Origin of the sequence: Streptomyces sp. NPDC051913 (assembly GCF_044593635.1) — a bacterium.
Taxonomy (GTDB): domain Bacteria; phylum Actinomycetota; class Actinomycetes; order Streptomycetales; family Streptomycetaceae; genus Streptomyces.
The window spans coordinates 549,579-561,875 of sequence record NZ_JBIUCI010000003.1 but is presented as its reverse complement, the minus strand read 5'-3'; the positions used below and the strand labels follow the sequence as shown (position 1 = coordinate 561,875).

Sequence of the window (12,297 nt, the reverse complement as noted above, 5' to 3'; positions counted from 1 at the left end):
AGTGCATGAGGATCTCGGTCGACCCCGAGCGGTGCTACGGCTCCGGCGACTGTGTGTACCGTCTGCCGTCCGTCTTCACCGTGGTGGGCGGGTACGGGGCCGTCATACCGGGGCGGGAGGAGGCCGCGGAGGCCGGCGACGAGGCACGCGTGCGTGCGGCGGCCGAAGGATGCCCCTCGCAGGCGATCAGCGTGAGTGGATGACCTCGTCGGCGCTCGGGGCTTTCGCGGTCGCACGCCATCGGAAGGCGGCGAGTGCGCGCGCTCGTTCCTCTATGACGGCCATACGGGCTTCGCGCTCGACCGGGTCCACGTGCGGGGGCTGACCCGTCATCTGGCCGTCCCACTTGCGGTACAGGAGGCCGGTCTCCCGGGAGAACCAGCCGCGGCTCACGGAGTTGAGCGCGAGCAGCAGGCCCGTGTCCTCGGAGGCGGGCAGTGCCATCCAGCCGCCGAGCGACAGCAACAGCTCGCGGCGTACGCAGAGGGTGGCGGGGTGGACCGGGGCGCGGAAGTCGTTGGCCTTCCAGTGGTCGAGGATCGCTCCGTGCGGGATCGGGCCGTGGGCCGGATCGCCGGGGAAGCCGGTCGTCGAGCCGTCCGGGAAGAGGTCGAGGACACGTGAGGTCGCCCACCCGATGGCGGGGTCGGCCTCGAGTGCGGCCAGGTCACGGGCGAGTGCGCCCGGTGGCAGCAGGTCGTCGGCGTCCAGGACCTTCACGTACTCGCCCTCGGCGTGCGCGAGCGCGATCGTACGGGTGACACCAGGGCCGCCGGGGCGTCCCTGCCGGAAGGTGACACGGTTGTCTCGGGGTATGTAGGGGGCGACGGCGTCTGTTCTGCCGTCCTCCTGGATCACCCAGTGCCATTCCCAGCCGTCGGGCAACTCCTGCTCGCACAGCGAGCGGTATGCCTCGGGCAGGAAGGGGGCAGAGGGGGTGTGCACAGCGGTGACGATGACGATGCGCCGGTTCACGGCTTCACCCTAACGACCGGAGATTCCTGGTCCTCGGGGCGGTCGTACGTTCTGCCACTTGCCACTTGCCACTTGCCACTTGCCAGCTGCTACCTGCTACCTGCTATGTCAGGGGGTGGGGGCCGACTCTTCGCAGGCGGTCGCCTCGTCGGTCGACTCCGTGTCCGACGGTTCGCGGTGGCGGCAGCTCGGCGTCTTGCCGTGGGCCTCGGCGCGGATGCGCTGCTTCATCGTGGGAGGCAGGGACCTGGCATGGGCCAGGGACCAGGCCCACGGCGCCGGCTCCTCGACCGTGCTCTGCCGCTCGCTGCTGCTGCGGGTCGTGTCGGTCTGGGGTACGGCCGCGGCGGCGGTCGTGGTGACGAGTCCGAGCGTCGTGCACAGCGCCAGGAAGGCGGTGACGATGGCGGTCCACAGCTTCATGGCCTTGTTGCGGTCCATGGCCCTCTACTTTCGGGTTGGGCGATTTGCGTACTTTCCTCATGATGTGTATGAGGGCCGCGAAAGCACGGACCGACGCCCATGGCGCGTCGATGTTCAGATGAACACCACCCGGATGGGCGCAAGGTGCCAGAAAACCGGAGAAGAGAGGAGGAGGGAGGTCAAAAGTCACCGTGTGTGGAGGTGTGATCACCCTCCGATCGGAGCGGTGTCATCCGCTTCTACTGCGCTGTGGAGGGCGGAAGTTGAGGGGCTGACGCAGGTCACCGATCGGTATCGGTCGGTGTGTATAGTCGGGCGCCAGAGGTCCCCTACGTCAAAGAAAGACGAGGTCGCACGGTGAAGAAGCTTCTCCTGGTCGCACTGGCCGCCATCGGCGGGCTCCTCGTGTACCGCCAGATCCAGGCGGATCGCGCCGAGCAGGATCTGTGGACGGAGGCGACTGACTCCGTGCCCACGGGTTCGTGAGTATCTGACATCCGGTTCTGAGACGTTCGGTCTGAGACTTCCGGTTCTGAACAGACCCCGGCCGCCGTTGCGGTCGGGGTTTTGCGTTGCCTTCAGGACACGGCGTGCGGGATACGGGGATGAGCCTCGTCGCGGCTGGGCAGGATGGGCCACGGTCCGGCGACGAGGTGGGGTGGCGGGTGGCGGTGGGGCGGCGTACGGTGCGGTGGCGTTCTCGGCCGTGGACCGTTGTGCGCCCGGCACTCGTCGGGGTGGTCGTGGCGGTCGTCACCCTGACGGGGCAGCCCGCGCTGGCGGACGGAACGTCAGGTGGCTATGGCTTCTCCTCCGACGACCAACCGGTCACCGGCGCGTCGAGTACCGCCGACGCCGAGCTCCTGGTCCCCGGTAGGACCTACAAGAGCTCCCTACCGGCGGACGGCGACGTCTCCTACCGCCTCGACCTCGACGCGACCTCGAACGCGTACGTCTCCGTCACCGCCGTCCCGCGCGCGGGTACGACGGTGACCGCGACCGACGGGATCAGGGTGACCGTGCGGGACGGCCACAGCCGTAGCTGCTCCGTCGAGAGTGCCTACGTCGGGCCGGGCCGCAGCCCGCGACCGGTGGTGGCGTGGGGGTCGCGCGAGACCGCGGCACGAGGCACGTCGTGTCAGGGCGAGGGCCCCTACTACGTGGTCGTCCACCGCATCGCCGGGACGGGCTCGACGCCGGACGACTGGGACCTGGAGCTTGCGCCGTTCCTGGAGCCGCGCCTGGAGAAGGCGGTCGGGACCACGGCGCCGGAGAGCCCGGGAGGCTCGGGGAGTTCGGGAAGCTCGGGGAATTCGGGGAGTTCTGATTCCGGTTCCCTCGATCCTCTTGCAGGGCCCGCCGTTCCCCGCTCCGGAGGTTCGGGCTTCGGTGCCGCCGCGGCGGTGGAACAGGGGGTGTGGAGCGTCGACATCTCCCCTGGGCAGACCCTCTTCTACGCCGTACCGGTCGGCTGGGGGCAACGGATCGGTGCCACCGCCGAACTGGGCAGCACGCGTCGCGGCGGTTACGTGGGCGGCGCCCTGAACCTGGCGCTGTACAACCCCGCACGTGGTCCCGTCGACGACGTGAACCTCGGCTACAGCGGCAGCCAGAAATCGGCCTCCCTCGGCTCTCTGCCACCCGTCGACTACGCCAACCGCTATGCCTCCCTCGACTCGGTGAGCGGCACGCGGTTCGCCGGCACGTACTACCTGGCCCTCCATCTCGCCGAGGGGATGGGCGAGGAGTACGGCTCCGGGCCGTATGCGGTGACGCTGCGCGTGCGGGTGGACGGCACGGCCGAGGCGGGGCCCGGGTATGACGGGAGGTTCGTGCCTCCGGGGCCCTTCGAGGCGGGTGCGGGACGGGGGCGGGGAGCTGCCGGGGGTGGTGAGGGCGGTGACGGGGCCGCGGGGAACGACGCCGTGATGACCGTGGTCGCCGCGGCCGGGCTCGGGGGCGGGACTTTGCTGCTGGCGGTGCTCGGGGTGTGGACGGCGGTGGCTCGGCGGCGGGCCGGGAGCGCCGGGTAGGAGGACGAGGCCGTTCGCCCTCCAGGGCTCAGATGCGCGTCAGTGCCCAGAAGCCGACGGCGTAGCAGATCAGCGCGAGGAGCAGGAGGGGGAACGCCACCTTGGCCGGGGGGCCGGGGCGGCGTCGTGCCCGGGAGCCGCGGCGACGGGAAGTTTTCTGAGCCGGAGGCGGAACCTGCGGGACCTGAGCGGTGTACGAAGCAGTAGAGGCATCAGCACGCTGACGCGTCGGCGTCGGCGTCACGGGTGGTGCCAGAGGGGGTGCCGGGTGGGTACGGGGGGAGGACAGGACGTGCGTGGGGTCATGGGGGGCGATCGGGGCCGGATGCGCGGGCTGCTGCGGTGGGCCGTGCTGTCCCTGACTCTGTTCCGGTTCCTGTCCGGGCCCCTGGCTCTGTGGCTGTGCCGGTGTCTGGGGAGGCGGCAGGTGGAAGCTGCCGGTGTCCGACATCGAGGGGCGCCGCGCCCCGGTGGATGCCGACGGGTCCATGGCGGGAGGGTGCTGAGGGCGTGGTGGGGTGAGATCAGGAGTGCGAGCGGCGCCGTGACCCGGACCGTTCGTCACCGAACCCGTGCCGGGCCAGACGGAGTCGGAGGCGGAGGCGGAGGCGCCGTTCTGCCAGGAGGAGTCCGCGGGTGTGCCCTGCGCGCCGCCCTGGGCACCTGGCGTGTCCGCGGCAGCCCCCGACCCCCTTCTGTCCTGCCCCGTCTCCACCCCGGGCGCCCGTTTGAGCGGGCCCTCGGGGCCGAACCCCGCTGGCAGCGGGCCCAGTTGGTCGAAGATCTCGATCAATTCGTCGTCGGGGCCGGGCTCGGGCAGCAGCTCCACGGCCGAGGCGAGCGCCTTGCGCGCCCCGGTGGCCGTCCGGAACCGCGCCTGCGGATCGGGCTGGAGCAGGGTCGCCACGACCTGCCACAGAGGTTCGGGGATTCCTTTGGGAGCACTCGGTGTGCCGTGCGCGGCGAAGTACTGCACGAGCGCCTTGGTGTCGGGCCGCGCGCCCTCCAGGAGATACAGCGCTACCAGTCCTACGGCGAACAGGTCGGCGGGGAAGTCCGGTTCGGAGCCCATCATCTGCTCGGGCGAGATGTATCCCGGCGTCCCGACCACGAGGTTGGTCTCCGTCAGGCGCGGTTCGCCCAGCCGCATCGCGATGCCGAAGTCGGACAGCCGCAGCCGGGGGCGGCCCGTGCCGGTGGCTTCCAACAGCAGGTTGGCGGGCTTGACGTCCCGGTGGACGACGTCCTCCGCGTGCACTGCGGCCAGCCCGGACAGCAGTTGGTCGAGGAGCGTGCAGACGAAGGACGGGGGCAGCGGGCCGTAGTCCCCGACCAGGTGGACCAGCGAACCGCCGCCGACCAGGTCCATCGTGAACAGGACCTTGTCGTCGTCGGCGGCCCAGCTCGCGGGCGCGAGCACATGGGGGTGGTCGATCCGCAACGCCTGCTCACGGACGAACCGCAGCAGGGAGTGCGCGTCGCTCTGCTGGAGCACCTTGGCGGCGACATAGCGCCGACGCCGGTGGTCCCAGGCGCGCCAGACGGCGCCGACGCCACCGCGTCCGATCGGGTCGACGAGTTCGTACCGGCCGGCGAAGACCTCACCCATGGCTGTGCGTTGCTCCTCCCCCTTCGGTCTCCCCCCTTGCTTCCCCCACCGCGAGGGATACGACTCCCGTCGTATCCCTCCGATCCCTCAGAGATGAGTGACACTCCTCATGCCCGGGCCCGGTGGAAGGAGACATGCCCCCGCATGTCGTTCTCCGGTCCCTCTGTAGTGAGGCGCGACCCCCTCGCGCCTCACCGCGTCAGCTCTGGTGGGACTGGTAGTGCGTGACGGCGTCCGAGGTGCGTCCCGCCCCGTAGACCCGGAGGAACTCTGCCAGTTCCGGGTGGGTCGGGGCGAGGGTGTCGGCGGCGTCGATGATGTCGCCGGCGGCCGCGACCGAGCGGAGCAGCGACTGGATCTCGCGGACGACCCGCTTGACCGTCGGCGCTCCCGAACTGCTCGTGGTCGTCGTGGCGTTGCTGAGCACCGAGCCCCCTTGCGACTTCTTGATCTCGTCCATCCGCTCGGTCGCCTCGGCGGCGCTGACGCTGCCGTCCGCGACCTGCCGCGCCAGATCCTGGAGCAGCTGCACCCGCTGCACCACGGCCGGGTTGCCGATCTTCGCCCGCTGTCCGCTCATGAGCTGCGACAGCATCGGTGCCGACAGTCCCAGTACCCCCGCGAGACGCGCCTGGTTGAGGCCAAGATCGTCTATGAGCTTACGGAAGAGCGCCCCCAGCGGCTCCCCGTACCAGTTCCGCTGCAGTTCCCGCGCTCTTGCGGTGGCTTCCTGCTGTGCGGCGTCCATTGCGTCTCCCCATCGCTTCCCCAAATACCGTGGTTCGCTGTAGCGAACCACGCCGAGCATCTTACGGAGAGTGGTCATCCATCGGGACCCCCAATCTTTTTGCGAGATACCCCGGGCGACCCGGTACTCTGGTCTGCGGCGCGGCCGGTGGTGTGACTCCTCCGGACGGTCGCTTCTTTTCCGGGGCCTTAGCTCAGTTGGTAGAGCGCTGTCTTTGCATGGCAGATGTCAGGGGTTCGACTCCCCTAGGCTCCACCACAATGAACCCCCTGACCTGCGGGAACGCGGTCAGGGGGTTCTTCTGTCCGTTGTCGTGCACGCACCTGACAGAGTGCGCGGAGACCTGACAACGTCTGGATGACACCGGTGACGTGTTCCAGCCAATCCCCCTAGCGTTGAGGGGTGATGACGGCTGAAGCTAGGGAGCTCATCGAGGAGCTCGTCGCCGAAGGGGTCGCGCCGTGGTGGGAGGCGTGTCCGGGGGAGCGGCCGGAGGTGCTCGACGCCGTGCGGTGCGGGTTCCGCGGTGTTCGGATGGCGTCCGGGACGCCATTGGGAGCGGTCCGGGCGGCCTGTGAGGCGGTGCGGGCCCGGGACGGCTTCGTATCGGTCGCCGCGGCCGCTTTCGACGGGGCCGACGACCCGGAGGCGTGGGTGGCGGCGGCCCGGGTGCTGCGCAGCGGGGTGGACCGGCCGAATCTGCTGGTGAGCGTCCCGGCGACACCGGCCGGGATCGACACCGTCGCCGCATGTCTCGCCGAGGGGATCGGCGTCGAGTCCACTCTGGTCTTCTCGGTACGGCAGTACCGTGCCGTCCTCGACGCCCAGTGGACGGGGCTGGAGCGCGCCCGGGAACGCGGTGTCGACCTGGCGGGCCTGGGCACGGCCGCCTCCTGCGAGCTGGGGGCGTTGGAGGACGAGGTGGACGCGCGCCTCGACCGGTTGCCCGGCGCCTCGGCGAGCGGGCTGCGCGGCACGGCCGCCCTGGCCACCGCCCGGCTGCTGTTCCGCGCGCGGGAGATGGCCCTGGGCGGCGCGCGCTGGCAGGGGTTGCGGGCCCGCGGTGCCCGTCCGCCGATGCTGCTGTGGTCGGGGACACGGGCCGCGCAGGTGCCGTCCCTGGTCAGCTGGAACACCGGGCATGTGATGACGGCGCAGACGGTGGAGGCGGCGGCGCGTGGGCGGGCGCTGGAGGGAGACACGCTGCTGGGGTGTCATGAGCAGTCCCTGCGCGAGCTGCGCTGTCTCGCCGAGCGGGACGTCGACCTCGACGTCGTAGGAGAGGAACTGCTGCGGGCCCGGTCCCCTTGGGGAGCCGGGCCCGCGGTGTCAGCGGGTGGCTCCCGGCAGCGCGTGCCCGAGCCGGAGGTCGGCGAAGCCGGTGCCGGCCAGCGCTAGCAGGGGCGCCGCCTTGACGACCGTCTCCTCGAATTCCTCCGCGGGGTCGGACAGGGCCACGATCGCGCCGCCGACGCCGTACCGCAGCCGTCCCGGGGTCACGACGGCGGTGCGGATGACGACGCTGAGGTCCGCGGCGCCGGACAGGGACAGATAGCCGATGGCGCCGGAGTAGACGCCGCGCGGGCCGTTCTCCAGGCGGTCGATGATCTCCATGGTGCGCGGCTTGGGGGCGCCGGTCATCGACCCGGGCGGGAAGGCCGCGCGCAGACAGCGCACGGGGCTGCTGTCGGGGCGCAGCCGGGCGGTCACGGTGCTGACGAGCTGGTGGACGGTGGCGTAGCTCTCGACGGCGAACACCGGGTCGGCCCGTACGCTGCCGGTCTCGGCACAGCGGCCCAGGTCGTTGCGGACCAGGTCGACGATCATCAGGTTCTCGGCGCGGTCCTTCTCATGGGTGCGCAGGTCGGCGACGAGGGCGGCGTCCTCCTCGGGGGTGGCGCCGCGCGGGCGGGTGCCCTTGATGGGCTTGGACTCGACGATCCCGTCGGCGGAGACCCGCAGGAACCGTTCGGGGGAGGTGGAGAGCACCGACAGTTCGCCGAAGCGCAGCAGGGCGCCGAAGGGGGCCGGGCTGGTGCGCCGCAGGAAGCGGTAGGCCTGCCAGGTGTCGAAGGCGCCGGGCCCTTCGTCCAGTCGGGTTTCGTCCAGTCGGGCTTCGTCCGGTTGTTCTTTGGTCAGTTGGGCTTCGGCCATGTTGGTGAGGCAGATTTCGTAGCTCTCCCCCGCGGCGATCTCCTCCTGGCACGTGTCGATGAGCCGGAGATAGGCGGCGCGGTCGTGGCGCAGCCGCAACTCCTCGAAGGGCGGCGGGGGTTCGGGGGCCGGGTCCGGGCGGGCGCCGGTGAGGGCGGTGAGGCGGCGGGCGGTGGCGTCGAGCCAGGTGCGGGCGGATTCGGTGGCGTCGTTCTCGGCGAGGGCCAGGAGGTGGGTCGTACCCGTCTCGTGGTCGAGGACCAGGGCCCGGTCCGCGAAGACCATCACGGCGTCGGGTTCCTCCGCGCGAGGGCCGGGCGGGGCGCCGCACTCGGCCTTGAGGCCGTAGCCGAGGTAGCCGGTCCAGCCGAGTGCGAAGTCGCAGGGGAGCGGCGGAACTTCGACGTCGAGGGAGGCCATGTCCCGGTCGAGCCACTCCAGGAACGGGCCTTCCACGGTTTCCTCGGCCGTCGCCGACCGCACGGTCACCGTGTTGGTGGCGACGTCGGCGTGGGCCACCCGGGCCAGCGGGCCCGACGCGTCGCCCATGACGGAGAAGCGGCCCTGGCCGTCGCGGCGGCTGCTGTCCAGCCAGAACGCGTGGTCGGCGGCGCGGAAGAGGCGGTCGTGGAGCGTCTCGTCGTCGCAGGGGGTGGGGACCTGGGCGGTGAGTACGCGCAGGGAGCGGGTGGGCGTACGACGATCAGGTCGCGGAGTGCGGAGCGTCACCGTCCCGTGGCCGCGGCCCTCGCCCGTCCGCGCCAGCCGGTGGAAGTTGGCCAGCAGCTCGTCGCCGTACTGCGAACTGATCGACTCGGGGTGGAACTGGACGCCCCACAGCGGCCGTTCCCGGTGGCGCAGGCCCATGACCACGCCGTCCGGCGTCCACGCGGTGACCTCCAGAAGGTCGGGGAGCCGGGTCACGGCGAGGGAGTGGTAGCGCACCGCCTCGAACGGTGAGGGCAGGCCGGCGAACAGTCCCTCGCCCTCGTGCAGCACCGGCGAGGTGCGGCCGTGGCGGGGCTCGGGGGCGCGGTCGACACTTGCCCCGTTCAGCAGCCCGATGCCCTGGTGGCCCAGACAGACGCCGAGCAGCGGCAGTTCGGTCCGCTCGATGATCTCCCGGCAGATGCCGAGGTCGGCGGCGCGCCGCGGGGTTCCGGGGCCGGGCGAGATGACGACGGCGTCGAAGTCCGCCAGCATCGCCGGGTGCCAGTCCGGGTCGTCGTTGCGGACGACCGTCGGCTCGGCGCCGGTGACGCGCGCGAGCTGGTGGACGAGGTTGTAGGTGAACGAGTCGTGGTTGTCGACGAGCAGGGTGCGCATGGAAATCCGGTCTCTCCGCAGGTCGGATCCGTGGGTTCCGGTTGGTTCCGGTCAGCCGACCGGCACGATCTCCAGGAGCAGGTGTTCGACGATCTCGTTGCCGTACTCCCCCTCCCGGACCCGGCAGCTCTCCAGCACCCGCAGTTCGCGGCCGGTCTCCTCGGCGATGCGGGTCAGGCGGGGGTGGTCGCCCCGGCTGCTGAAGTGCAGCAGGGCCCGGCCGCCGGGTGTCGTGCGCAGCGGGGCCTCGTGCAGGTAGCGGCGGTGGGTGCGGTAGCCGGCGTCGACGTAGGCGCGTTCGTGAGCGGAGCGGTACTCGTAGTGGTCGGGCCCGAGGACGTAGTTCGAGCTCCAGAAGACGGTGTCGAAGCGTTCGTCGGCGCCGAGGCCGGCGAACAGGTCGCCGTGCACGGCCCGGAGACGGTCGGCCGTGCCGTGGCGGCGGGCGTTGACGGCCGTGTTCTCCACCGCGCGGGCGTTGATGTCCGAGGCGACGACCGGACCGTGGCCGGCCAGTGCCGCGGCCACCGCGATGACGCCCGTACCGCAGCCGATCTCCAGGAACGAGCCTCGACGCACCTCCTCGGAGACGGGCTCGGTGAGTCCCAGGAAGTCCAGGGCGATGCCCGTCGACGGCGAGTACACCGGGGCGAACACCTCGTCCAGCAGGTCCCATTGCCGGCCGGCGAGGGTGAACACGTCGGGCCGGTCGGCCCGGTTGAGGGACTGTCGGCTGCGTTCCAGGGAGCGTTCGTAGTCCTGCACCCGCGGTGTGTACGGCATGAGTTCCCACCCGTTCCGGTCGGTCGGCGGCGTCGCACTGTGCGTTGCCTGTGCTGCCGAGCGTGACGGCCGGGGTGGAGGGGGCGGAAGGTGGTCCGGCAACAGTGCGAGCCGGTCGGTTAGGTGATCACGTCACCGTCGCTGCCGATGACCTGCGCTTTTGATGCGACCCGGTCAAGAACTGGTTGACCCTCGGTAAAAACCTGAACTAGGTTTTCCGGAACGATCTGGTCCATGCTCTGGGGGAGGGCCGCGGCTTGCAGACCGGTGGGGGCGTGCTGGACGCGTATGTGCTGGCCATGCTCGACCTGCTGGCCGGGGAGGCGCCCGCCGAGCGCTTCGAGGAACTGCTGCGGCAGGCGGCCGCGGCCGGCGTCGCCGCGGACCAACTGGCCAGGCTGACCGCGGCCAAGGACCGTTCACTGGAGGTCAGACAGCTCTTCGCGCGGCGTCAGCAGCGCGAGGCCGGACTGTCCGCGCTCGTCGACACCGCGCGCGACCTGACCCATCCGTACAGCCTCGACACCCTGCTGGCCGTGATCACCCGACGGGCCCGGCTGCTGATGGGCCTGGACATGTCCTGGGTGAGCCTGCACGGCGCCGACGGGGTCTCCCGGGTCCGGGCCGCGGACGGTCATGCCTCCGCGATCACCGTCGGGTTCGAGGTGCCGCTGGCCGGCGGGGTCGGAGCGCACGCACAGAAACGGTCCGCCCCGTTCTGGACCCCGGACTACCTGCACGACGAGAGCTTCGTCCACAACGAGACCATCGACCACGTGGTCCGCTCCGAGGGGCTGCGGGCCATCATGGCCGTCCCGCTGCGCCACGAGCACTCCACGCTCGGCGTGCTGTACGTCGCCGACCGCAACATCCGGCACTTCCTGCCCAACGAGATCTCGCTGATGGCCTCGCTGGCCGACCTCGCGGCCGTCGCCATCGAGCGGACCCGGCTGCTGGAGCGGACCCGGACCGAGGTCGCCGAGCTGACGGGCGACGTCTCGCAGGCCAAGGACTCCTCCGCGACCGTGCGCCGGCTGCACAGCATCCACCGGAGCCTGATCGACCTGGCCCTCGGCGGCAGCGAACTGCCCGCCCTGCTGGAGCGGGCGTCCGCCGAACTCGGCGGCGCGCTGCTCGTGCGCGGCACGGTCGGCAAGGACCTCGCGTGTACAGAGGCCTTCCCGGATTTTTTGTCGGGCCTCGAATCTACCCGCATAGACAACGGCAGGGACGCCCGCGTGGACGGCTCCCCGGTCGACCGTCTGTGCCTGGACGCGCAGGCCGCCGACGGCCCCGTTCGCTGCGACGACGGCACCGGCGGCATGCTCGCCGCCTGCCCGGTCACCGGCGGCACGGAGAGCCTCGGCACCCTGCTGCTGCACGGCACGCGGCCTGCGTCCGAGGCGCAGGAGCAGTTGCTGGGCCTGGTCGCGCAGGCCGTCGCGGTGCAGCTGCTGATGCAGCGCAGTTCGGCGGTGGCCGAGGGCCAGGTCAGGGACGAGCTGCTGCACGACCTGCTCCATGTCTCCCAACTGCCGCCCGCCCAGCTGGCGTCCCGGGGCCGCCGCCTCGGGGTCGACCTCGCCGAGCCGCACGTGGTCGTGGTGGTCCGGCCGGAGGGCGGTTCGCAGAGCCGGGCCAACGCCTGGGCCTCGGCGTGCGCGCACCGGCTCTCGGGGCTCAAGTACGTGGACGGCGGCCACATCGTCTTACTGCTGCCCGGCGACGACCCCTCCGGTGCCGCCAAGGCCGTACAGCGGGAACTCTCCGTCGTGCTGGGGCATCCGGTGACCGGGGGCGCGGCCGGGCCGACCATCGCGCCGGACGACGTCAGGCGCGTCCACCAGGAGGCCCGCCGGTGCCTGGACGCCCTCACCGTCCTGGACGGCACGGGTGGCACGGCCTCGCCCAGGGAACTCGGTTTCCTGGGGCTGCTGTTGTCGGAGAAGCAGGACGTCGAACGGTTCGTCGGGTCGGCGATCGGGCCCGTACTCGAGTACGACCAGCAGCAGTCGACCGAGCTGCTGCGGACCCTGGAGTCGTACTTCACCTCCGGCAGCAGCCCCACGCGCGCCGCGGAGCTGCTGCACGTCCACCCGAACACGGTCTCCCGGCGCCTGGAGCGGATCACCGATCTGCTCGGCCCTCACTGGCAGGAGCCCGCACAGGCGCTGGAGGTGCAGCTGGCACTGCGGCTGCATCGCACGCGGCATCTGCTGGGCGGGGGCGGGCCGTAGGGCGTGCGA

At 71.3% G+C, this 12,297-nt stretch carries 11 protein-coding genes and 1 tRNA gene; 6 read left to right on the top strand and 6 right to left on the bottom strand.

Annotated elements, in window-relative coordinates; genetic code table 11:
• Window positions 1-5 precede the first annotated feature (5 nt).
• Entirely contained in the window at window positions 6-203 is a 198-nt protein-coding gene (locus ACIHIX_RS11635) for a ferredoxin (RefSeq protein WP_399953295.1), read from the top strand.
• On the opposite strand, the gene ACIHIX_RS11630 is transcribed toward ACIHIX_RS11635, so the two are convergent.
• Both ACIHIX_RS11630 and ACIHIX_RS11625 read right to left on the bottom strand, forming a co-directional pair.
• Window positions 187-975, bottom strand: coding sequence for a glycosyltransferase family 2 protein (locus tag ACIHIX_RS11630; protein ID WP_399953292.1), 789 nt, complete (start codon window positions 973-975; stop codon window positions 187-189). The genes ACIHIX_RS11635 and ACIHIX_RS11630 overlap by 17 nt on opposite strands.
• Window positions 976-1,083: 108 nt before the next feature.
• Window positions 1,084-1,416, bottom strand: coding sequence for a DUF6344 domain-containing protein (locus ACIHIX_RS11625; RefSeq protein WP_399953289.1), 333 nt, complete (start codon window positions 1,414-1,416; stop codon window positions 1,084-1,086).
• Window positions 1,417-1,755: 339 nt separating this feature from the next.
• Between ACIHIX_RS11625 and ACIHIX_RS11620 the strand changes: the two genes are divergently transcribed.
• Window positions 1,756-1,884, top strand: a complete 129-nt coding sequence (locus ACIHIX_RS11620; protein ID WP_003999697.1) for a DLW-39 family protein — start codon at window positions 1,756-1,758, stop codon at window positions 1,882-1,884.
• Window positions 1,885-2,114: 230 nt separating this feature from the next.
• Window positions 2,115-3,431, top strand: a complete 1,317-nt coding sequence (locus ACIHIX_RS11615) for a hypothetical protein (RefSeq protein ID WP_399953286.1) — start codon at window positions 2,115-2,117, stop codon at window positions 3,429-3,431.
• A gap of 28 nt (window positions 3,432-3,459) precedes the next feature.
• Here ACIHIX_RS11615 and ACIHIX_RS11610 read toward each other — a convergent pair whose 3' ends face one another.
• Window positions 3,460-5,040, bottom strand: a complete 1,581-nt coding sequence (locus ACIHIX_RS11610) for a protein kinase (protein WP_399953283.1) — start codon at window positions 5,038-5,040, stop codon at window positions 3,460-3,462.
• A gap of 199 nt (window positions 5,041-5,239) precedes the next feature.
• A complete protein-coding gene (locus tag ACIHIX_RS11605) occupies window positions 5,240-5,788 on the bottom strand; it encodes a DNA-binding protein (RefSeq protein ID WP_079312260.1) in 549 nt (182 codons plus the stop codon).
• 182 nt (window positions 5,789-5,970) lie between these two features.
• Between ACIHIX_RS11605 and ACIHIX_RS11600 the strand changes: the two genes are divergently transcribed.
• Together ACIHIX_RS11600 and ACIHIX_RS11595 are read left to right on the top strand one after the other, a co-directional pair.
• A tRNA-Ala gene (locus tag ACIHIX_RS11600) sits at window positions 5,971-6,046 on the top strand.
• Between the two features lie 147 nt (window positions 6,047-6,193).
• Complete coding sequence (locus ACIHIX_RS11595; RefSeq protein WP_399953279.1) at window positions 6,194-7,186, top strand: transaldolase family protein; 993 nt, start codon at window positions 6,194-6,196, stop codon at window positions 7,184-7,186.
• Here ACIHIX_RS11595 and ACIHIX_RS11590 read toward each other — a convergent pair.
• Together ACIHIX_RS11590 and ACIHIX_RS11585 are read right to left on the bottom strand one after the other, a co-directional pair.
• Complete coding sequence (locus tag ACIHIX_RS11590; protein WP_399953277.1) at window positions 7,118-9,268, bottom strand: chorismate-binding protein; 2,151 nt, start codon at window positions 9,266-9,268, stop codon at window positions 7,118-7,120. The two genes, ACIHIX_RS11595 and ACIHIX_RS11590, sit on opposite strands and share 69 nt — an antisense overlap.
• A gap of 51 nt (window positions 9,269-9,319) precedes the next feature.
• Complete coding sequence (locus tag ACIHIX_RS11585) at window positions 9,320-10,051, bottom strand: methyltransferase domain-containing protein (RefSeq protein ID WP_399953275.1); 732 nt, start codon at window positions 10,049-10,051, stop codon at window positions 9,320-9,322.
• Between the two features lie 257 nt (window positions 10,052-10,308).
• On the opposite strand from ACIHIX_RS11585, the gene ACIHIX_RS11580 reads away from it, so the two are divergent.
• A complete protein-coding gene (locus ACIHIX_RS11580) occupies window positions 10,309-12,288 on the top strand; it encodes a helix-turn-helix domain-containing protein (protein WP_399953274.1) in 1,980 nt (659 codons plus the stop codon).
• Window positions 12,289-12,297: the final 9 nt, after the last annotated feature.